Consider the following 19594-nt stretch of genomic DNA (forward strand, 5'->3'; position numbering starts at 1 on the left):
TCAGGCACCTCCGGCCTTCTCGGACAGTTGCTCGGTCAGGGCGCCGAGTGGCCGCGGTGCGGCGAAGGGGTCCAGCGAGTCGAGCGAGTTCGGCCGCTCCAGGGCCCGGTCCACGCCGTCGAGGATGCGGTCCAGGTCCGGCACGTGGTGGTGCTCGAGCTTGGCCGGCGGGTAGGGGATGTCGAATCCGGTCACGCGCACCGGCGGATGCTCCAGCCAGTGGAAGCAGCGCTCCGTCACGGTGGCGGCGATCTCCGCGCCCAGCCCGCCGGAGCGGGAGGCCTCGTGGGCGATCACCAGCCGCCCGGTACGACGGACCGAGGCCTCGATCAACCCGAAGTCGATCGGCGCCAGGGAGCGCAGGTCGATCACCTCGATCGAGGTCCCGTCCGCGGCGGCGGCCTCGGCGGCCTGCAGGCACGTCTTGACGAGGGGGCCGTAGGCCACGAGCGTGACGTCCGTGCCCACCGCGGCCACTGCGGCCGGTCCCATGGGGCGCAGCGGCGCGTCGAGGTCCACCGGCGCCTTGTCGTGATAACGGCGCTTCGGCTCGAGGTAGACCACCGGGTCGGTGCTGGCGATCGCCGCCCGGATGAGGTCGAAGCCCTCCTGCGGCGTGGAGGGGGACACCACGCGCAGCCCGGCGGTGTGGGCGAAGTAGGCCTCGGGCGACTCGGAGTGGTGCTCCGGCGAGCCGATGCCTCCACCGAAGGGGATGCGGATGGTCAGCGGCATCGTCACGGCGCCCCGGGTGCGGTGGTGCATCTTGGCCACCTGGGAGACGATCTGGTCGAAGGACGGGTAGACGAAGCCGTCGAACTGGATCTCCACCACGGGCCGGTAGCCCCGGTAGGCCAGGCCGACCGCGGTGCCCATGATGCCGGACTCGGCCAGGGGCGTGTCCACCACCCGGTCCACGCCGAACTCGTCCTGCAGTCCGTCCGTGATCCGGAAGACGCCGCCGAGCTGGCCGATGTCCTCACCCATCAGCAGCACCTGGGGATCCTCCGCCAGGGCGGAGCGCAGGCCGGCGTTGATGGCCTTGCCGAAGGTCATGGTCTCGGCGCTCACAGCGCACCCGCCGTCAGCTGCGGGCCGTCGAACTGCTCGAGGTAGAGGCGGTAGTGCTCCCGCTGGCGCTCCAGCTCGTGATGCGGCTCCGCGTACACCCGGTCGAATAGCTCGTCCGGCCCCGGCTCCTGCAGGGCCGCGACGCCGGCCCGCAGCTCGGCGGCCATGGCATCGGCCTCGCTGGCGGCGGCGGACCGGACCGCCTCGAGGTCCTCCCCCAGCTGTTCGAGGTGCTTCTCCAGGCGGTCGATGGGGTCCTTGGCACGCCACTGCTCCACCTCGGCCGCGTCCCTGTAACGGGTGGGGTCGTCCGCCGTGGTGTGGGGGCCCATCCGGTAGGTGACGGCCTCGATGAAGGTGGGTCCGCCGCCGTTGCGGGCCCGCTCGAGCGCCCGCCGGGTGGCGGCCATCACGGCGAGGACGTCATTGCCGTCCACCCGCATGGCCGGGATGCCGAAGCCCCAGGGGCGGTCGGCGATGTGGCGCTTGGCCTGCAGGCCCACGGGCTCGGAGATGGCCCACTGGTTGTTCTGGCAGAAGAACACCACCGGGGCGTGGAAGCTGGCGGCGAAGACCATGGCCTCGTTGACGTCGCCCTGGCTCGTGGCGCCGTCGCCGAAGTAGCCGATGGCCGCCGCGTCGGAGCCGTCCCGGGTGATCCCCATGGCATAGCCGACGGCGTGCAGCGCCTGCGCGCCGATGATGATCTGCTGGGCGGCCACGTTGTGGTCCGAGGGATTCCAGCCGGCATAGGTGGACCCGCGCCACAGGCGCACCAGCCCCAGGGGATCGATGCCGCGCAGATAGGCGACGCCGTTCTCCCGGTAGGACGGGAAGACGTAGTCCTCGTCCTGCATGGCCAGGGCGGAACCGACCTGGGCCGCCTCCTGCCCCAACAGCGGGGGCCACAGCGCGAGCTCTCCCTGGCGCTGGAGGTGGGTGCACTCGGTGTCGATCCGGCGGATGACCGTCATGTCCCGGTGCAGGGAGGTCAGCATCTGGGGCGTGACGTCCGTGAGCCAGGGATCGAGATCAGGGTCCGCGCGGCGCTGCCCCTCCGGGGAGAGGACCTGCAACAGGTCCGGCTCGGGGATGTGGTGCATACCGGTGGATGGGGGAATCAGGCTGGTGGATCCCATGACGACCTCCTCGATCTGGCCCGCACCGGGTGGGTGCTGCGCCACAGCGGATGCGGTCATCGGTGGCGACCGCTCGATAGTGTGAGAATAGTCACTGCGGTAGGATCTGCACAAGATATCCTGTACGCGTTGAGCACTCTGCGCGGATTTGCCCCAGACCTGCCGAGCGAATGTGAGCATCATGCGCACCCTGGACACCACCGACCTCAGAATCCTCGCAGAGCTGTCCAGGGCGCCGGACGCCACCACGGTGGCGCTGGCCCAGGCGCTGTCCGTCTCCCGCAACACGGTCCAGGCGCGGTTGGCGCGGCTCACCGAGGAGGGGGTGTTCCTGCCGTTCGAGCGGCGCATCAGCCTGGACGCGCTGGGGCATCCGCTGACCGCGTTCGTGCAGATCCACGTCCATCAGCAGCAGCTCACCGAGATCACCGAGGCGCTGAAGGGGATCCCGGAGGTCGTCCAGGCCCATGGCCTCACCGGCTCGGCGGACGTCCTCGCCCGGGTGGCGGCGCGCCACGCGGAGGACCTGTTCAGGATCCACTCACGGATCCTGCGGATCGAGGGGGTGGACCGGGCGGACACCTCCCTGGCCATGACCGAGCTCGTGCCCTGGCGGGCGGTGCCGCTCGTGAACTCGCTGCTGGAACAGGGGTGAGCGAGGTGCGGGGCCGATGCGGGCCCGGGGACCGACCCGTTCAGTCCAGGACGGTCAGGACGTCGATGGCGGCGTCCAGGTAGGCGTCCACCTGGGCCTCGTCATAGCCGTCGGTCCCGGCGCCGGGCGCGAAGACCGCGCGGCGCAGGTCGTCGGCAGCCAGCCCCCGCTCCCCCGGTCGCCGGTCGAAGCGGGCGGACAGCCGGTGGCAGAGGGCGTCCACCTCGGCCCGGTCGTAGCTGGCGTCCCGGCCCCGTGCCGGGCGGCGGAAGCGCTCCCCGTCCGGGCGGTCCAGCCGGCCCCGCAACACGTCGACGGAGGCCTGAACCCGGGCCTGCCAGGCGTCCTCCCCCTCCGCCTCGATCCGGCGCTCACGCTCGGACCGGGCCAGGGCGTCCTCCAGCCGGTCCAGCACGTCGTCGACCTGATCGGCCCGGTAGCCACCCTTGACGGCGTCGAATGAGAGGTGGCGGATATCCGCGGCCCGCAGGCCCCCGCCGCCCTCGTATGCCACCCGGGCGCGGGCCATGAACTGGTCCACCTGCTTGCGGTGATAGCCGTGGGTTCCGCGCTCCGCCAGGTCGAAGGGCTGGCGCTGGGCCGAGTCCATCACCTGCCGCTGGAGTCCGCCGGAATCCTGCCGCGTGCCGTGGTCCATCGAGAAGGCTCCTTGAGGATAGGGGGTCCGCCACCGTGTCCATCGTAGCCAGCGTGACCGGCGGTGCCCGTGAGGGCGGGCGAGCGTGCCGGGCGCGTCTCAGACAAACGGCAGGGCGAAGACCATGTAGGCCACGGGGGCGGAGAACACCAGTGAGTCCAGCCGGTCCATGGCGCCGCCGTGGCCGGGCAGCATGGAGCCCATGTCCTTGATGTTCAGCTCGCGCTTGATCATGGATTCGGCGAAGTCCCCGGCCGTGGCGGAGGCGACGGTCAGCAGCCCCAGTAGGCTGCCCACCCACCACGGGTGGTCCAGGAGCAGGAGGACGGCGAGCGTGCCCACCACCACCGAGCCGGCCACCGAGCCCGCAAAGCCCTCCCAGGACTTCTTGGGGCTGATCTTCGGGGCCATCGGGTGCTTGCCGAGGCTGGCGCCGACGATGTAGCCGAAGGTGTCATTGGAGACCACCATGAGCAGCATGCAGGCCACCATCAGGTTGCCCTGGTCCTGCCCCAGCAGCGCGATCGCGAAGGACAGCAGGAACGGGACCCACAGGACGATGAAGCCCGAGGCCATCACGGACTCCCCGCGCGCCGGCAGGTCCTCCACGGCGGCCCACACCAGGATCAACAGCAAGGTACCCAGCAGGGCCAGCACCAGGGCCTCCACGCCCCCGGCGAAGGCGCCGAGGGGCATGGCGATCGCCCCGACCCAGAGGGGGACCCGGGGGATCTCGAGGCCGCGGCCGGAGATCGCCCGGGAGGTCTCGGTCACGCCCAGCAGCAGCAGGGCGATGACCAGGATCGCCAGCACCACGGGCCACCAGATCAGGCCGACCAGGGCGCCACCGAGCAACAGCAGGCCGACGGTGATGGCGGCCGGCAGGTTGCGGCCGGCCTTCGCCTTCCGGGCCGAGGCCTGCTCGGACTCCCGCCGCTGACGCCGGGTCATCGGCGGCCCCGGCTCAACCGGTGGCAGGTCCGGCCGCGGGGTGGCCGGGGCGGGGGAATCGGTCATGGCAGGACGGGTCACTCAGACTTCGAGGAGTTCCGCTTCCTTGCGCTTGGACATCTCATCGATCTCGTCGGTGTACTTGCGGGTCGTGGCGTCGAGTTCCTTCTCGGCGCGGCTGCCGTCGTCCTCGCCGATGTCCCCGTCCTTGACCATCTTGTCCAGGGTCTCCTTGGCCTTGCGGCGCGTGTTGCGCAGCGAGACCTTGTGGTCCTCGGCCTTGGTCTTGATGAGCTTGACGTACTCCCTGCGGCGCTCTTCCGTCAGCTCGGGGATGACCACGCGGATGACCTTGCCGTCATTGGACGGGTTGGCCCCGACCTCGGAGTCGGACAGGGCCTTCTCGATGTTGCGCAGCGCCGTGGTGTCGAAGGGCGTGATGAGCAGGGTACGGGCGTCCGTGGTGGTGAAGGAGGCCAGCTGCTGCAGCGGGGTGAAGGAGCCGTAGTAGTCCACCATGACCTTGGAGTAGAGCCCCGGGTGGGCCCGGCCGGTTCGGACCGAGGCGAAGTCCTCACGGGTAGCTTCGATGGTCTTTGCCATCTGCTCGGTGGCGGCCTGAAGCGTTTCCTGCGTCACGTTCTCTCCTGGGGTCTGTGGTTTTGTCATCAATCCTAGGACACCGGCGTCTCAGACGGTGACGGTGGTCCCGATCCGGTCACCCAACAGCGCCCGGGTGACGTTGCCCTGTCCCTCCATGCCGAACACCATCATGGACAGCCCGTTGTCCTTGCACATGGTCATGGCCGTCTGGTCCATGACCCGGATGTTGTTGAGCAGCGCCTCGTCATAGGTCAGGCGCTCGTACTTCTGGGCCGAGGGATCCTTCTTCGGATCCGCGGTGTAGACACCGTCCACGCCGGACTTGGCCATCAGGACCTCGTCGGCGCCGATCTCCAGGGCACGCTGGGCGGCCACGGTGTCCGTGGAGAAGTACGGCAGGCCGGTGCCGGCCCCGAAGATCACCACGCGCCCCTTCTGCATGTGCCGGATGGCCCGCAGCGGGATGTAGGGCTCCGCCACCTGCTCCATGTGGATGGCCGACTGCACGCGGGTGGACACCCCGGCCTGCTCCAGGAAGTCCTGCAGGGCCAGGCAGTTCATCACCGTGCCGAGCATGCCCATGTAGTCGGCCCGCCGCCGGTCCATGCCGTTCTCGGAGAGCTCGGCCCCGCGGAAGAAGTTGCCGCCGCCGACCACGATGGCGATCTCCACGGCGCCCCGGGCGTCCGCGATCTGCTCGGCCATACCGCGGACGGTCGAGGGGTCCACGCCGACCTTGCCGCCACCGAAGACCTCCCCGGAGAGCTTGAGCAGGACACGGCGCTTCTCGGTCCGGCCGGTGTCACCGTGGGTGTCCCCCGCCTGGGCGCGCTGCAGGTCCCGCGATTCACTGAAGGACGTGGCATCGCGGATGTCCGGGCTGGTGCGCTTCTCAGGGCTCTCCATGGGCTGGCCTCCTGGGCTTGGCTGATCTCGTGGTTGGGGTGGCGCGGGCAGAACAAAGGGGGTGGCCATCCAGTGTGGATGACCACCCCCTTCCAGGTTCTTCCGCTACGCGGTCGGTCCGATCCTACCGTGCGGGCGAGGGGCCCGCCGTTCGGTGGATCAGTTGCCGACGCGGAAGCGGGCGAAGCCGGTGACGGCGGTGCCGGCCTCGGACAGCACCTTGCCCACGGACTGCTTCGGGTCCTTGGCGAAGGGCTGGTCCACGAGCACGATCTCCTTGAAGAACCCGGTCAGGCGGCCTTCCACGATCTTGGCCATGGCCTGCTCCGGCTTGCCCTCGGCGCGGGCCGTCTCGTCGGCGATGCGACGTTCGTTCTCGACGGTCTCCGCCGGCACGTCCTCGCGGGACAGGTAGGTCGGGGCGAAGGCGGCGGTGTGCACGGCGACGTCGTGGGCCGCGGTCTTCGCGGCCTCGGACTCGGCGTCCACGGCCATCAGCACGCCCACCTGGGCCGGCAGATCCTTGGAGGTCTTGTGCAGGTAGGCGTCCACGAAGGAGCCCTCCACGCGGGCGATGCGGCGCACAACGACCTTCTCGCCGAGCACAGCGCCCTCGTCGATGACGTGCTCGCCCAGGGTGCGGCCGTTGTACTCGGAGGCCAGCAGGGCCTCGAGGTCGGCGGCGCCGGTGGACACGGCCTGGCCGAGGACGACATTGCCCAGCTCGATGAACTTCTCGTTCTTGGCCACGAAGTCGGTCTCGCAGTTGACCTCGACCATGACGCCGACGGTGCCGGAGACGGTGGCGGCGACCAGGCCCTCGACGGCCGCACGGCCCTCGCGCTTGGTCGCGCCCTTGAGGCCCTTCACGCGGATGATCTCAATGGCCTTCTCGGAGTCGCCGTCGGCCTCGTCCAGGGCCTTCTTGACGTCCATCATCCCGGCGCCGGTGCGCTCGCGCAGGGCCTTGATGTCAGCAGCGGTGTAGTTCGCCATGCGTGGTACCCATCCTTACCTGTAGCGGGGTTGTCCCGAAGTGGTGTTGTGGTAGTTGGTGGTTCTGGCGCCCGGACCCAGGCCCGGGCAGACACCGGCCGGCCCCGTGTGGGGCCGGCCGGTGATGGATCACTTGGCCTCGGGGGCCTCTGCTGCCGGGGCTTCAGTTCCCTCGGCGGCCTTTGCGACCTCGGTCGCATCGGTGGCGGAGGGCACGGCGCCCGCTGCCTCGACGTCCTGCTCGGCAGCCGCGCCGGTGGCCGGAGCAGACTGGTCGGCGGCGGCCTCTGCTGCCGGGGCCCCAGCGGCCTGGGCGGCCTGGTGCTGCTCGAGGAGCTCGCGCTCCCACTCGGCCATGGGCTCCTCAGCGGCGGCGGAGCCGGACTTGCCCTGGTTGCGGGCGATCAGGCCCTCGGCCACGGCGTCGGCCACCACGCGGGTGAGCAGGTTGACGGACCGGATGGCGTCGTCGTTGCCCGGGATCGGGTAGGTGACCTCGTCCGGATCGCAGTTGGTGTCGAGGATGGCGACCACGGGGATGCCCAACTTCTGGGCCTCGTCCACGGCGAGGTGCTCCTTCTTGGTGTCCACGATCCAGACGGCGGAGGGGGTCCGGGTCATGTTGCGGATGCCACCGAGGTTCGACTGCAGCTTGGTCAGCTCGCGCTGAAGCAGGAGCAGCTCCTTCTTGGTGTGGCCGGAGCCGGCGACGTCCTCGAAGTCGATCTCCTCGAGCTCCTTCATGCGCTGCACGCGCTTGGAGACGGTCGCGAAGTTGGTCAGCATGCCGCCGAGCCAACGGTGGTTGACGTAGGGCATGCCCACGCGGGTGGCCTGCTCGGCGATGGCTTCCTGACCCTGCTTCTTGGTGCCGACGAAGAGGATGGTGCCGCCGTGGGCCACCGTCTCCTTGACGAACTCGAAGGCCCGGTCGATGTAGGACAGAGACTGCTGCAGGTCGATGATGTAGATGCCGTTGCGCTCGGTGAAGATGAAGCGCTTCATCTTGGGGTTCCAACGGCGGGTCTGGTGTCCGAAGTGGACGCCGGAGTCCAGCAGCTGGCGCATGGTGACGACAGGCATGTCGCTCCTTGTAGAGGTTGTCGGTTGTCGACCGGCCCGTGGTGGTCCGGTCCCTGGCATGGCCTGCGGGCGAACCCGGCGCCCCCGACGCTGACCCGACCACGCCCGCGGAGGGGCGATGTCGAGACCGATGGTGGGGACCTGCCGTACCTGGAACAGGTCGGCATCAGTCATACGCGTAGTCAGCGATGCACCACGGACGCTCGGCTGGAGGCCCGGGCACACAACTGCTGGGTCAATCTTACCCCAGCGTTGCCCCTGCTCCGAACCGGCGGACTGCTCCACAGGTGCCGGTGCGGCCCCTCCCCTCCACAGCGGGAACCAGCCGGGCCCCGCGCACGACGCCGGCCCCGCAGGATGGTGGGCATGTCACCTTGGTCCTGGCCCCGGCTGCTCGGCTTCGCCCTCCTGCTCGCGCTCTCAGCCGGCGGCACGGCCCCGCCGCCCCCTGCGGCGCCGGCGGCTTTCGCCGCGGCCGCGGGCAACGGCACGTGGTCGCCGCCGGCGGCTGCAGGCCTCCTGCGCGGCTTCGATCCTCCGGCGCGCCCCTGGGCCGCGGGGCATCGCGGGACGGACTGGGCCGCCCCGGACGGGAAGGTGGTGGCCCCGGCGGCCGGGACGGTGCACTTCACCGGGAACGTGGCGGGACGTCCGGTCATCACGCTGGCCCATCCGGACGACCTGTTCTCGTCCCTGGAGCCGGTGTCCGCCGCCGAGGGCCTGGCCGTCGGCGACCGGGTGGGTGCCGGCGAGGTGCTCGGCACCGTGCCCGCGGGGCCAGGGGTGACACCGCACTGCCCGCAACGGTGCGTGCACTGGGGTGTGCGGATCCCGGACGGGTGGGTGGTGGACGGCTCCTCCTGGGACCGCTACCTCGACCCGCTCGTGCTGCTGGGGTGGTCCGGGCCGTCCGTACTGTGGCCCCTCGAGGGCGGCCCGCCGGGCGACGCCCGCGGCTCAGCCGCGGGCCCGGGAGCGCCTCTCGGCCAGGGCACCGGCCAGGTGGACGAGGGCCCGCGCCGAGTCGTCCCAGCTGAAGGCGGCCGCGCGGTCCACCGCTGACCGGGACGCCGCGGCGAAGGCGCCGGGCGCTTCCAGCTCGAGCACGCGGGAGGCCACGGCGGCGGCCGCGTCACTCCCGCTGGGAGCCGCTCCCGGAGCCACCGGCTGGGGCCCGAGGGGCACATACCGGGCCGCGCCGCCGTCGAGCCCTCCGATCTCACGGAAGATCTCCAGGTCCGAGACCACCACCGGGGTGCCGTGGGCCATGGCCTCGGCCAACGGCAGGCCATAGCCCTCGGCACGGGACAGGGTGACCAGCGCGGTGGCCGTGCGCAGCAGGGCGGTGTAGTCGGCGTCCGTGGTGCCGTGGTGGAAGACCACCGCGCCCTCCGGAGCCCCGGCGGCCTGGCCGGCGGCGACGAGTTCGGCCTCACGGTCCGCGGTGATCCGGGACAGCAGGTGCAGCCGATAGCCGGGCAGGTGGGCCATGGCCCGGACGAGCGTCTCGACGTTCTTGTAATCCATGAAGGAGCCCATGTAGACGAGGCTCTTCTCGGGGGTCAGCGCGGGGTCGCGGGGCGCGGCGACCGCCTGGGGGGCGTTGCTGATGATCCGGATCTCGCGGCTCGTCAGACGGTGGCGGCGCATCAGCGTCCGGGTCGTCTCCGAGACGGTGGCGACCGCGTCGGCCCGGTCCAGCACCAGGCGCTGAGGCCAGTAGGCGAGGTGGAAGGCCCGCCACAGCAGCCGGACCGGGGCGGGCAGGTCCCGCGGCGGGGTGCGGTGCTGGTAGTAGATCAGGTCATGCAGGGTGAGGATCAGCGCGTAGTCCCGGCCGGCGGAGCCCATGGTCTGCATGGGTGAGAAGACCACGTCCGGCCGGTGCGGGTTCAGCTGGCGGGCGAGCAGCGGCTCCGCCGGGGACGTCGGGTCCGTGACCTTCACCCACGGCAGCCCGGGCGGCAGCAGCGCCAGCTGCGCCTCGTCCGAGATGACCATGGTGACCTCGACCCCCGGGGACAGCCGGGCGACGGCCGCGATCAGGCTTGAGCCGTAGCGGGAGATCCCGTCATGGAAGTCGGTCCGGGTGTAGCGGGCGTCCATGAACAGGCGCAGGGGATTCTCGGCGGTGGGCACGGTTCCACGGTACCGGGCAGATGCGGGCGGGCCGCCGTGGGGCGGCCGCAAACCATTGCGGCACCGGTCTCATCCCGAGCACCGCACCTCAAGGTGACGTTTCTATAACGGTGCGATATTCTCGATCACGGTTGCGATTCACCCGGACACACAACACATGTTCCACCCGTGCCTCGCCACCGTCTCCGCGCGTCTTCCCCTGGACTCGGATTGTCCGGCGTGGGCTCCGTCCTGCTCGCGATCGCATCCTTGAAGGGGATCACTGTGTCTTCATCCGCACGCCGCCGCCCCCGGCCACACCGCACCCTCCGTCATCGCCTGGTCGCCGCGCTGGCCGCCGGAACGCTCGCCGCCGGTGTGGCGACGGCGGGACTGGGCGCCCACGTTGCCACCGCCCCGGCCGCCGACGCGGCCCAGTGCTCCTCCTCGAACTTCACGGATGTCCCGCGGACGAAGAGGAACTACTATCCGGCCGTGACCTGGATGTCCTGCAACGGGATCACCCAGGGCTACGCGGACGGCTCGTTCGGGGTGGGCAAGCCGGTGACCCGCGGCGAAGTGGCCACTTTCCTCTACCGGCAGACGACCCCGAACCATCCGAAGAACGGCGCGGTGTACTTCACGGACGTCCCCGCCACGCAGCGCTTCTACTCCACCCCCGTCGCCTGGATGGCACAGGGCGGGTTCGCGAATCGCGACGCTCCCACCTTCCGGCCGAACGACCCGGTCACCCGCGGGGAGTTGGCCGCGTACATCTACCGCCTGGCCGGGGCCACCGCGAAACGCCCACAGGTCTCGGCGTTCAAGGACATGGGCTGGTCCACGCAGTTCTACCAAGAGGCCAGCTGGCTCAGGACTGCGGGGATCGCGAAAGGATACGCCGACAAGACGTTCAGGCCTGAACAGATGATCACCCGCGGCGAGACCGCCATCATGCTCCAGAACGCCAACCGGCACCTCATCGGCCGGGGGAATGTCACCACACCGGCGCTCAATCCCCTGCCGCACGGGGCCGGCAATACGGGATCCACCGCCGCGTGGAAGGCGAAGGCCGCCACCTGGGCCGTGGCCAAGGCCCAGAGCTCCAGCTCGTACTACCAGTACGGCGGCAACGGCCCGAACGGCTACGACTGCTCCGGATTCATCATCGGGGCGTTCGCCGCCGGTGGCAAGGGCGGCCTGCCGCGTCGGGCCGCCGATCAGTACAAGGCCGCGGACTCCTACGTCCCCCTATCCCAGGTGCAGGTGGGTGACCTCGTGTACTGGTCCAGCGGCGGGTCCGTCTACCACATCGCCATCTACGTGGGGAACGGCCAGATCGCCCATGCCCGCAACCCGAAGGAGGGCGTGTCCGTCACCAGCATCAACTACGCCCCCTACAACATGCTCTCCGTGGCCGGTCGATACAGCTGAGCGTCACTGACGAGCACGGCCGGTGGGCCGGGGCCGAGCTCTCGTGTTGTTACGGTGGATTGAAGAGATCCAGTCGGCTCACCGACCGGACGACCACAGAATGGAGCACCACGCATGTCTGAGTTCACCGAAGCCCGGAACGAGGCGGCCACCGCCCTGCTGCAGAAGATCACCGAGCAGGTCCAGGCCGAGGACAGCCCGAAGACGACCCGCCTGCTCGCCGAGGCCTACGCCCTCGTGCAGGGCACCTTCACCGGCGGTCCCCAGCTCAACGTCAAGAAGTAGGGCGTGCGGGACTTGAACCCGCGACCAAAGGATTATGAGTCCTGTGCTCTGACCAACTGAGCTAACGCCCCGCGGCGCCCGGCGAGACCGGGCGCACGAGTGACCATCCTAACGCGCGGCCACGGGCTCGATGACGACGCGGCCGGCAGAGCGGATCCAGTACTGACCGGTGGCCCGGCGCTCGGCGCGCGTGGCGAACCGGTACCGGAAGGTCCGCACCCGGATGAACCGGGGTGGGCGCCCCTCGAAGGGGTCGCGGCGCAGCAGTCTCAGCACGGCCGGGTCCGCCGCCAGCAGCCGGGCGAGCAGGGCGTAGAACCAGCGCTGATGGATGCCGCTGAGCGGCAGGAACCACATCATCCAGTCCAGCCGCAGGTGATACGGCGCGAACTGGCGTGGACGCCGACGGACGTCGCCGGGCTTGCCCTTGAACTCGTAGGCGTGCCACGCGGCGTCGTCTCCGGGTGGCGGTCCTGGGGCCCCGGCCTCCATGCCGGCGCCGGTGCCGGAGCCCGCCGGAGGATCCTCGGTACCCTCGATGACGACCTCGATCCGCTCCTTGGTCACGGAGCCGAAGGCCCCGTAGGCGTTGCCCACCTGCCAGCGGTTGAACGAGGCGTTCATCAGCTGCCGCGGCGAGAACAGGTTCCGCAGCGCCGGGATGCTGGCCACCACCACCGCCAGGGTTCCGGCCAGCACGATCACGGTCCAGTAGGCCGGGATCCCGCCGGGGTCTGCCACCAGTTCGGCCGCTCCCAGGTCCACCGGCACGGCAGGCACCAGTGTGTGCAGCGCCGTGTCCCCCAGCGATCCGGCCGCAAGGACGATGGTGGCCCAGTTCAGCCACGCGAAGTTCCCGGTCGCCACGAGCCAGCCCTGGGTGAGGATGATCACCGCGGCCCCGATCGAGGCCACGGGCTGGGGCAGGAAGAGCAGGAAGGGCACCCCGAGCTGGGCCACGTGGTTGCCGAGGACCTCGCAGCGGTGCCACCAGTGCGGTTTGAGATGCGCCTGCCGGCTCCACGGGTTCGGCATCGGCTGGGTCTGGTGGTGGTAGTCCAAGGCGGTGAGGTCACGCCATTCGCGGCCGCCCCGCATCTTGATCATCCCGGCCCCGAACTCGAGACGGAACACCAGCCAGGCGATCAGCAGAATCACCGGCGCCGGCGGCGGCACCTGGTTCGACCCGAGCAGGCCCACCGTGAATCCGGCCTCCAGCAGGAGCATCTCCCAGCCGAATCCGTAGAACACCTGGCCCAGGTTCACCACCGAGAGGTAGAGGCCGTACAGGACCAGGAACAACGCGAGGGGCAGCCACGGCGGCCCGGCCTGCGGGAGGCCGACCACGAGCAGCAGCGCGACCGCGATCCCGAGGGCGGCCACCGCCACCAGCTTGGCGTCGCTGTAGCCCCAGCGGCGGAAGAGCGTGGGCCCGCGCTGACGTCCGGCCGCCAGCAGGTCGGTGGCCGGCAGCAGGCCCCGCTCCCCGAGCAGGGGACGGAACTGGTTCAGGGTGGAGACGAATGCCACGAGGTACAGGGCCGCGACCCCGCGTTGCAGGACCTGCCGCGCCCACTCCGCGTCGGGCGCAGCCAGCCATTCCGGCAGGACCTGGGTGAACCACTCCACAACGCCGATCCTAGACCTCGAACCGGATCCCGGCCCGGACTCAGAACCGGCGCAGGCTCAGAGCCGGGCGCGGACCTCTTCCACGGTGGCACCGCGGTAGAGCATCTCGAACAGGTCGACCGTCGTGTCCTGCGAGTGCTGCATGGCGCGCTCGTGGGAGGCCCGCCCCATGCGGGCCCGTTCCTCCTCGCTGGCCGTGAGCACGGCGGCGAGCTTGGCGGCCAGGTCCTGCGGATCCCCCGGCGTGAACAGGTAGCCGTTGTCCCCGTCCTCCACGAGGTGGGGCAGTGCCAGGGCATCGGCCAGCACCACAGGACGGGAGGCACTCATGGCCTCCAGGGACACCAACGACTGCAGCTCCGCCGTGCCGGGCTGGCAGAAGACGTCGGCACGCAGGTAGGCCCGGTGCAGTTCGTCGTCGCTGACGTGACCGAGGAGGTGCACCCTGTCCTGCAGCCCCAGTTCCGCCACCAGGGACCGCAGGGCCGTGCGTTGCTCACCGTCCCCGACGATCTTAAGGTGTGCATCCACCGTGCCGGCGAGTTCACCGATGGCCCGGATGAGCACGTCCACGTTCTTCTCCACGGCCAGCCGGCCCACGAACAGGACGGTGGGGTGTTCCGGACGGTCGATGCTCTCCCCGGGCGCCAGCTCATAGGCCGAGGAGTCGATGCCGTTGGAGATGGGCAGCACGAAGTCGAGGTCGGCATGCTCGGACATGGTCCGGGCGGCCAGGGCGGTGGGCGTGGTGACGGCCGCCGTCTTGCGCATCAGCCGGCCCATGTCCTTCCATGAGTTCCGGGACACGATGTCCAGGAACCACTGCGGGAACGGCAGGAACGGCTCCAGGTTCTCGGGCATGAAGTGGTTGGTGGAGATGGTGCGCACCCGCCGCTTCTCCGCCTCGGTGATGGCCGCGTCCCCGATCATGTAGTGACACTGCACGTGCACCACGTCCGGCCGGATCTCGTCCAGCAGGGCACCGATGGACGCGCGGGCGTGGCGCGGGAACACGAGCCGGTAGTACTCGTGGGTGAACGCCCGAACGGACTGCAACCGGTGGACGGTGGCCTCGTCGTTGTACTCCACGGAGTCCGGCCCGGACTCGTTGCGGGCCGCCACCACGTGCACCTCATGCCCGCGGGCATGGAGCGCCCGGGCGAGCCGATAGCAGAACACCGAGGCCCCGTTGACGTCCGGTGGGTAGGTGTCTGCTGCGATGAGGACCGTGAGCTTCTTCTCGGATGCTGCCGTCACGGGGAAGGGGCTCCTTAGCGAAGGTGGTGGGTGGTGCCTCGCGGATCTACTCCGCCACCGTCGGGGTGGCGGCACGGCGGGACATCTCCCGGCGCTTGATCACGTCCGGGTGGTGACGCGACAGGGCGATCACCCCGAGCGTAGCAATCCCGGCCGCCGTGACCATGCACCAACCCACCCACCAGGGCTGATCCGGCTGCAGTTCTCCGAGCACGATGATCCCCGTGAGCACCCCGACCATGGGGTCCACCACGGTCAGTCCCGCCACCACGAGGTCCGGCGGGCCGTGCCGGTGCGCCATCTGGACGAAGTAGATCCCCAAGAGCCCGGCAGCGGCCATGATGCCCAGCTGGTACCAGGGGATGCCGGCCACCCCGCCCGTATCACCGCGCAGCAGGTGGATGGAGGCCAGCCGCACGAAGACGGCGACGAAACCGAACAACACGCCGGCGCCGAGGATATAGACGAAGGCGCTGGGCCGGCGTCGTACGACCACCGCCAGGAGCGCGAACAGCGCCGTGGCGGTGAGGGCCACGATGGCCGTGAGGTACTCCTGGGACCTGGAGGGCGCCGGGTTCTCCTCGGTGGCCACGATGGCGATCAGCACGAACCCGGCCGAGCCCGCCACGCAGGCCGTGATGGCCCAGATGGTCACGCGGTTCAGCCGCAGCCGCTGGATCCGGGCGTTGAGCACCGTGGTGATGACCACGGCGATCGCCCCGATCGGCTGCACCACGGTCAGCGGCGCCGTGGCCAGGGCGTAGACGTTGAGGATGGTCCCCAGCACCATGAGGCCGCCGCCGGCCAGCCACACCGGGGAGCGGAACAGGGTGAGGAACCCCGAGCGTGGGTGCAGGCGGAGCGTGGACTCGTGGCGCCGGACCCCGACGGACTGGCGCTCACTGCCCAGGGCGAGGCAGAAGGCGGCCGCCAGGGCGGCCAGGATGGAGATCCATTTCATGAACGGGCCCAGCTGGGCCGGTCCCGGGGGTCCAGCCCCCGCCTGATCAGCTGCCGACGCTTGCGCAGGCTCCCCACCAGGTAGTCCCCCGCGGCCCAGAGGTGGCCGAGGCAGCCCAAGGCCAGCAGGATCGTGGCCACCACCGTGAGTGGGGCCTCCGCCAGTCCGGGAACCTGGGCCAACAGCAACAGGGGGGCTCCCACCAGCAACAGCGCCGTGCGGATCTTGCCCAGCGCCGTGACCTCGAGCTCGGGGCTGCCGCGGAACATCATGAGTGCGGCCGCCGCCAGGACGACATCCGGGATGACCAGTGCGGCCACCAACCACCAGGGGGCGATCCCCGTGGCCACGAGGGTGACGGCGACGACCACCAGGGAGAGCCGGTCCGCCAGGGGATCCAGCCACTGCCCCACCGTGGAGATCTGGTTGAAGCGCCGGGCGATGTACCCGTCCACCCAGTCGGTGCTGGACAGGACCGCGAGGAGGATGAAGGCCGTCAGGTACTGCTCGGTGACCACCAGCCACACGAAGACCGGGACGAGGCAGAAGCGCAGCAGGGTGACACAGTTCGGGACGGTCCAGAAGCGGTCCGTGACCACGTAGTCGATGTCATCACGGGTGCCCGCACCGATCAGCCGCATGTCCCCGAGCGCCTTGGGAGGGTGACTACTTCTTGAGCTGACGGGCGAAGACGGCGATGGCCGTGGAGGCCGCACCCAACAGGGCCAGCGGCTGCCAGCGTTCCTTCACGTACTCGCCGGCGTCGTTGGCCTTCTGGCCGGCCCGGGCCCCCGTGTGGTGCGGGGCGGTCTGGGAGGTCTGGTCCTCCCCGGCCGCGCCGGCCGCTGGACCGTGCTTGGCCTGGGAGGTGAAGGCGGAGAACTGCGACTTGAGGTCCGTCTTCTCCTCGAGCCCGGAGCGCAGGTCCCCCAGGTGCTGCCGGCGCAACTGGGTGCGGCGGCGCAGCTCGGCGTAGGAGGCGGCCTGGACGGTGGCGTTCTTCGGGGCCTCTCCGCGCTTCCTGGCAGCTTTGTCCTCCGCGGCGGCCGCCTTGCGGCGTTCCTCCTCGCGGGCTGCGGCGATCTTCTTCTCCTCGGCCCGCTGGGCCTCCAGGCGGTCGAACTCCGCCGGGTCGAAGGCGTTGCCTTCCTTGAGGTAGCCGATGTCATACTTCACGCCCTGGATGGTCTCAGCGGGGACCAGCGGCATGGCCGCCTTGACGCGCAGCAACCCGATCAGGATGAAGATCAGGGCGACCACCAGCGCGCCGGCGGCCACCATCAGGGCGGAGAACCAGATCGGGCGGTCCTGGGCGAAGCCGCCGATCATCGCGACGATCAGGGAGACGACCGTGATGAACAGGAACGCCAGGCCGACCACGGCCAGGCCGATGCCGATGCCGGCGGTGATGCCCTTCTTGCCCATCTGGCCCTTGACCATGGCCAGCTCGTCCTTGAGCTGCAGCGGGAGCAGACGGACCGCAGTGGTGACCAGGTCGCTCAATGAGCTGGAGCGAGTCTGGTCCGAAACGCGGGGAGAACCCTGGTTGGCCATGGAGGAGTGCCTTCCCTGTGGTCTACGACTGGAATCCGGAACTGACCCGGACGGGTCCGGGCAGGACAAACCTACCACCGACTTTCGTGGCCTCCACCCTGCTCGATTGACAGTTCAAGTGACTGGGGTAGAGTCGCGTCCAGCCGGTGCCGCCCCACCCCCCTTTCAGGCGGCACCGGCTTTTGCGCGCCCGCATCGGGGCTCGCGGGGTGCGGCGTCAGTGGGCCTCTGTGGTGCCCACGGAGCGGGAACCGAGTTCCGCATCCAGGCGGAGCAGGCCGGCGCCGTCATCGCCGATGAGCTTGATCCGGCCGACGATCTCGCTGACCGTGGCCTCCTCCTCGAGCTGCTCATCCACGAACCAGTTCAACAGCGGGCGGGAGTCCAGGTCACCGGCGGCGTCCGTCTCGCGGTACAGGTCCCGGATGGCGTTGGACACCTTCACCTCATGGGCCAGGGAGGCCTGGAAGATGGACAGCGGCGAGAGCCCCCGCTCGACCTCCGGGGCGTTGATCGCACCGATCTCGGCGTGGTTGTCCCGGTCCACCACGTGATCGATGAACTTGTTGGCATGGACGATCTCCTCGTCCGCCTGATGACGCAGCCATGCGGCCATGCCGCTCAGGTCCTGCTCATCCGCCTCGATGGCCAGCTGGCGGTAGACCAGCGACGCCTCGAATTCGAGGGTGATCTGTTCGTTGAACTTCTTCAAGAGGTCATCTGAAAGCTTCATGGGACCACAGTAGGACTGCGGGTTCGCCTTGTCACCGAAGGGAAGGCTGGTCTAAGGAAGGCAAGGCACGCCTGACCGGGAGCCGGAGGCCTGGCGCGTCAGGCGCCGGAGGCAGACACTCAGGAACCGGCAGCCTGGCGTGGAGCCGCAGTCACCCGGTGGCTCAGCACCGCCTGGACGGCGGAGACCACCAGAACGACCACCAGGGCCGCCGTCCAGTCCCCCAGCATCCCGTTCATCAGGCCCAGGCCGAACGGACCGAGGGCAGCGCCGAGGTAGCCCAGTGACTGCGCGAGGGTGGACAGGGCGGTGGTCTCCGCCGAGGTGCTCCCGCTGCGGCTGATCAGCAGCATCAGCAGCGGGAAGACGCAGAAGCCGAACCCCATCAGGATCGAGGTCCCGACCGCCCAGTCCACCGGCGCGAACAGCAACACCACATAACCGCCCAGCGAGGCACCGCAGGTGATCATGAACGCCGTGCGCAGCAGCCACGGCCGGCCCGCCATCGCCAACAGCACCATCATGGTGGGGATCCCCACCAGCTGCATCAGTCCCAGCATCAGCCCGGCCGTGGTGGCATCCAGTCCCCGCGAGACCAGGATGTGCGGGTACCACCCGAGGACGCCGTAGGCCAGGAAGGCCTGGGCCGCGAACAGCGAGGTGAACAGCAGCCCCTTCCGGGTCTTGAGCAGCGGCCACGGTGAGACGTAGGGGACGCCCTGGCGTGCGGCCCAGTCATCGGCCACTCGGCTGCGGACGGCCAGGGGCAGGAACACGGCGAAGGCCACGGCTGCCGGGACGGCCCACGCCGCCAGGCCCAGGGTGGGCGAGCCGAGGCCGCCTGCGATCGGCACGGCCACCGCCGCGGCGGTGGTGGCACCGATAGTCATGGACACCGTGTACACGGCCGTCATGGTGGCGGCACGATCCGTGTGGTGCTGACGGATGTAGGAGGGCATGGCCACGTTGCACACCGCCAGTCCGCTCATGCCGATCACCGTTCCGGCCATCAGCATCAGGGTCGAGTCCACCGCCCGGGCGGCCAGGCCCCCGGTGAGCAGGAGCAGGGCCAGGGCGATGGCCGGCTCCAGCCCCACCCGCCGGACCAGCCAGGCGGTGGCCGCTCCGGCCACCGCGAAGCACAGCACCGGGACGGTGGGCAGCAGGGCGGCGGCCAGCGCGCCGTAGCCCAGGAGGTCCTGCAGATCATGGAACAGCGGACCGGCCGAGGCGATCCCGGCCCGCAGGTTCAGGCCGATCAGCACCACGGCCGTCACGGAGATCAGCACGAACCGCGTGCGCCGGGGCTCACGCCCGGGTGGCTGCGGCGGTCCCGCGGGCGTTCTGATCATGGATCGAGGATATCCGGGGGTGACACGCGGACCCTCCCGGATAGAATGGCCCGCATGCATGATCTCGGCATCGCCTCGGTGAGGCTGCGCCCCGCCCGCTGACGGCGGCCGGCCCCTCACCCCTCACCACCGACCGTCGTCCCGGTTCCCGCCGGGCGGCCCTTCGGCGTGCCCGGCTCCATGACGAGTCGAAGGCAGTACCGTGAACC

20 protein-coding genes and 1 tRNA gene are annotated in these 19594 nt (G+C 70.0%); 4 read left to right on the forward strand and 17 right to left on the reverse strand.

Annotated features, from left to right (window positions below):
• Together AB0K08_RS04420 and pdhA are read right to left on the reverse strand one after the other, a co-directional pair.
• Entirely contained in the window at positions 1-1056 is a 1056-nt protein-coding gene (locus tag AB0K08_RS04420; protein ID WP_363352563.1) for an alpha-ketoacid dehydrogenase subunit beta, read from the reverse strand.
• A gap of 11 nt (positions 1057-1067) precedes the next feature.
• Entirely contained in the window at positions 1068-2210 is a 1143-nt protein-coding gene (gene pdhA / locus AB0K08_RS04425) for a pyruvate dehydrogenase (acetyl-transferring) E1 component subunit alpha (RefSeq protein ID WP_363352564.1), read from the reverse strand.
• A 181-nt stretch (positions 2211-2391) separates the two neighbouring features.
• Here pdhA and AB0K08_RS04430 point away from each other — a divergent pair, with 181 nt between their 5' ends.
• Complete coding sequence (locus AB0K08_RS04430) at positions 2392-2865, forward strand: Lrp/AsnC family transcriptional regulator (protein ID WP_363352082.1); 474 nt, start codon at positions 2392-2394, stop codon at positions 2863-2865.
• A gap of 40 nt (positions 2866-2905) precedes the next feature.
• Here the strand turns inward: AB0K08_RS04430 and AB0K08_RS04435 are convergent, their stop codons facing one another.
• From AB0K08_RS04435 to rpsB, 6 genes are all read right to left on the reverse strand, one after another.
• Positions 2906-3523, reverse strand: coding sequence for a DivIVA domain-containing protein (locus AB0K08_RS04435; RefSeq protein WP_363352084.1), 618 nt, complete (start codon positions 3521-3523; stop codon positions 2906-2908).
• A gap of 99 nt (positions 3524-3622) precedes the next feature.
• Positions 3623-4540: a phosphatidate cytidylyltransferase gene (locus tag AB0K08_RS04440; RefSeq protein ID WP_363352086.1), complete on the reverse strand. Its 918-nt coding sequence runs from the start codon at positions 4538-4540 to the stop codon at positions 3623-3625.
• A 15-nt stretch (positions 4541-4555) separates the two neighbouring features.
• Positions 4556-5113 (reverse strand): ribosome recycling factor, encoded by a 558-nt coding sequence (frr, locus tag AB0K08_RS04445; protein ID WP_363352088.1) that lies wholly within the window; start codon positions 5111-5113, stop codon positions 4556-4558.
• 51 nt (positions 5114-5164) lie between these two features.
• Positions 5165-5983, reverse strand: a complete 819-nt coding sequence (pyrH, locus tag AB0K08_RS04450; RefSeq protein ID WP_363352090.1) for a UMP kinase — start codon at positions 5981-5983, stop codon at positions 5165-5167.
• Positions 5984-6142: 159 nt separating this feature from the next.
• Positions 6143-6979, reverse strand: a complete 837-nt coding sequence (tsf, locus tag AB0K08_RS04455; RefSeq protein WP_363352092.1) for a translation elongation factor Ts — start codon at positions 6977-6979, stop codon at positions 6143-6145.
• Positions 6980-7108: 129 nt separating this feature from the next.
• Positions 7109-8062, reverse strand: coding sequence for a 30S ribosomal protein S2 (gene rpsB / locus AB0K08_RS04460; RefSeq protein WP_363352094.1), 954 nt, complete (start codon positions 8060-8062; stop codon positions 7109-7111).
• Between the two features lie 366 nt (positions 8063-8428).
• Here rpsB and AB0K08_RS04465 point away from each other — a divergent pair, with 366 nt between their 5' ends.
• Entirely contained in the window at positions 8429-9124 is a 696-nt protein-coding gene (locus AB0K08_RS04465; RefSeq protein WP_363352096.1) for a M23 family metallopeptidase, read from the forward strand.
• Here AB0K08_RS04465 and AB0K08_RS04470 read toward each other — a convergent pair.
• The gene (locus AB0K08_RS04470; protein WP_363352565.1) at positions 9020-10168 is read right to left on the reverse strand and encodes a glycosyltransferase; all 1149 of its coding nucleotides are present in this window, start codon (positions 10166-10168) and stop codon (positions 9020-9022) included. The genes AB0K08_RS04465 and AB0K08_RS04470 overlap by 105 nt on opposite strands.
• 297 nt (positions 10169-10465) lie before the next feature.
• Between AB0K08_RS04470 and AB0K08_RS04475 the strand changes: the two genes are divergently transcribed.
• Both AB0K08_RS04475 and AB0K08_RS04480 read left to right on the forward strand, forming a co-directional pair.
• Positions 10466-11614, forward strand: coding sequence for an S-layer homology domain-containing protein (locus AB0K08_RS04475; protein WP_363352098.1), 1149 nt, complete (start codon positions 10466-10468; stop codon positions 11612-11614).
• Between the two features lie 114 nt (positions 11615-11728).
• Positions 11729-11899, forward strand: coding sequence for a hypothetical protein (locus AB0K08_RS04480; RefSeq protein WP_363352100.1), 171 nt, complete (start codon positions 11729-11731; stop codon positions 11897-11899).
• Here the strand turns inward: AB0K08_RS04480 and AB0K08_RS04485 are convergent.
• The 8 genes from AB0K08_RS04485 to AB0K08_RS04520 all read right to left on the reverse strand — a co-directional run bounded on the left by AB0K08_RS04485 (position 11897) and on the right by AB0K08_RS04520 (position 19385).
• Positions 11897-11970, reverse strand: a tRNA-Ile gene (locus AB0K08_RS04485). The genes AB0K08_RS04480 and AB0K08_RS04485 overlap by 3 nt on opposite strands.
• Before the next feature lie 37 nt (positions 11971-12007).
• The gene (locus AB0K08_RS04490; protein WP_363352102.1) at positions 12008-13528 is read right to left on the reverse strand and encodes a lipase maturation factor family protein; all 1521 of its coding nucleotides are present in this window, start codon (positions 13526-13528) and stop codon (positions 12008-12010) included.
• Between the two features lie 57 nt (positions 13529-13585).
• Positions 13586-14785 carry a glycosyltransferase gene (locus AB0K08_RS04495; protein WP_363352104.1) on the reverse strand — a complete coding sequence of 400 codons (1200 nt, stop codon included), beginning with the start codon at positions 14783-14785 and terminating at the stop codon, positions 13586-13588.
• A 46-nt stretch (positions 14786-14831) separates the two neighbouring features.
• The gene (locus tag AB0K08_RS04500) at positions 14832-15746 is read right to left on the reverse strand and encodes a DMT family transporter (protein WP_363352106.1); all 915 of its coding nucleotides are present in this window, start codon (positions 15744-15746) and stop codon (positions 14832-14834) included.
• Positions 15743-16387, reverse strand: a complete 645-nt coding sequence (locus tag AB0K08_RS04505) for a CDP-alcohol phosphatidyltransferase family protein (protein ID WP_363352108.1) — start codon at positions 16385-16387, stop codon at positions 15743-15745. Before AB0K08_RS04505 ends, AB0K08_RS04500 begins: the two co-directional genes overlap by 4 nt.
• 25 nt (positions 16388-16412) lie before the next feature.
• Positions 16413-17249, reverse strand: a complete 837-nt coding sequence (locus AB0K08_RS04510; protein ID WP_363352110.1) for a phage holin family protein — start codon at positions 17247-17249, stop codon at positions 16413-16415.
• 268 nt (positions 17250-17517) lie between these two features.
• A complete protein-coding gene (locus AB0K08_RS04515; RefSeq protein ID WP_363352112.1) occupies positions 17518-18033 on the reverse strand; it encodes a ferritin in 516 nt (171 codons plus the stop codon).
• Positions 18034-18152: 119 nt separating this feature from the next.
• Positions 18153-19385, reverse strand: a complete 1233-nt coding sequence (locus AB0K08_RS04520; protein WP_363352114.1) for an MFS transporter — start codon at positions 19383-19385, stop codon at positions 18153-18155.
• Between the last annotated feature and the right edge of the window lie 209 nt (positions 19386-19594).

Source organism: Citricoccus sp. NPDC055426, assembly GCF_040677445.1.
Classification (GTDB): Bacteria; Actinomycetota; Actinomycetes; order Actinomycetales; family Micrococcaceae; genus Citricoccus.

What these genes read in the sequence shown, in the direction of transcription:
- AB0K08_RS04480 (WP_363352100.1), top strand. Translation starts at nt 11,729, where the DNA reads ATGTCTGAGTTCACCGAAGCCCGGAACGAGGCGGCCACCGCCCTGCTG.
- AB0K08_RS04470 (WP_363352565.1), bottom strand. Translation starts at nt 10,168, where the DNA reads ATGGACGCCCGCTACACCCGGACCGACTTCCATGACGGGATCTCCCGC.
- pdhA (WP_363352564.1), bottom strand. Translation starts at nt 2,210, where the DNA reads ATGGGATCCACCAGCCTGATTCCCCCATCCACCGGTATGCACCACATC.
- AB0K08_RS04440 (WP_363352086.1), bottom strand. Translation starts at nt 4,540, where the DNA reads ATGACCGATTCCCCCGCCCCGGCCACCCCGCGGCCGGACCTGCCACCG.
- AB0K08_RS04520 (WP_363352114.1), bottom strand. Translation starts at nt 19,385, where the DNA reads ATGATCAGAACGCCCGCGGGACCGCCGCAGCCACCCGGGCGTGAGCCC.
- AB0K08_RS04505 (WP_363352108.1), bottom strand. Translation starts at nt 16,387, where the DNA reads ATGCGGCTGATCGGTGCGGGCACCCGTGATGACATCGACTACGTGGTC.
- AB0K08_RS04430 (WP_363352082.1), top strand. Translation starts at nt 2,392, where the DNA reads ATGCGCACCCTGGACACCACCGACCTCAGAATCCTCGCAGAGCTGTCC.
- AB0K08_RS04465 (WP_363352096.1), top strand. Translation starts at nt 8,429, where the DNA reads ATGTCACCTTGGTCCTGGCCCCGGCTGCTCGGCTTCGCCCTCCTGCTC.
- tsf (WP_363352092.1), bottom strand. Translation starts at nt 6,979, where the DNA reads ATGGCGAACTACACCGCTGCTGACATCAAGGCCCTGCGCGAGCGCACC.
- AB0K08_RS04500 (WP_363352106.1), bottom strand. Translation starts at nt 15,746, where the DNA reads ATGAAATGGATCTCCATCCTGGCCGCCCTGGCGGCCGCCTTCTGCCTC.
- pyrH (WP_363352090.1), bottom strand. Translation starts at nt 5,983, where the DNA reads ATGGAGAGCCCTGAGAAGCGCACCAGCCCGGACATCCGCGATGCCACG.
- AB0K08_RS04420 (WP_363352563.1), bottom strand. Translation starts at nt 1,056, where the DNA reads ATGACCTTCGGCAAGGCCATCAACGCCGGCCTGCGCTCCGCCCTGGCG.
- rpsB (WP_363352094.1), bottom strand. Translation starts at nt 8,062, where the DNA reads ATGCCTGTCGTCACCATGCGCCAGCTGCTGGACTCCGGCGTCCACTTC.
- AB0K08_RS04435 (WP_363352084.1), bottom strand. Translation starts at nt 3,523, where the DNA reads ATGGACCACGGCACGCGGCAGGATTCCGGCGGACTCCAGCGGCAGGTG.
- AB0K08_RS04515 (WP_363352112.1), bottom strand. Translation starts at nt 18,033, where the DNA reads ATGAAGCTTTCAGATGACCTCTTGAAGAAGTTCAACGAACAGATCACC.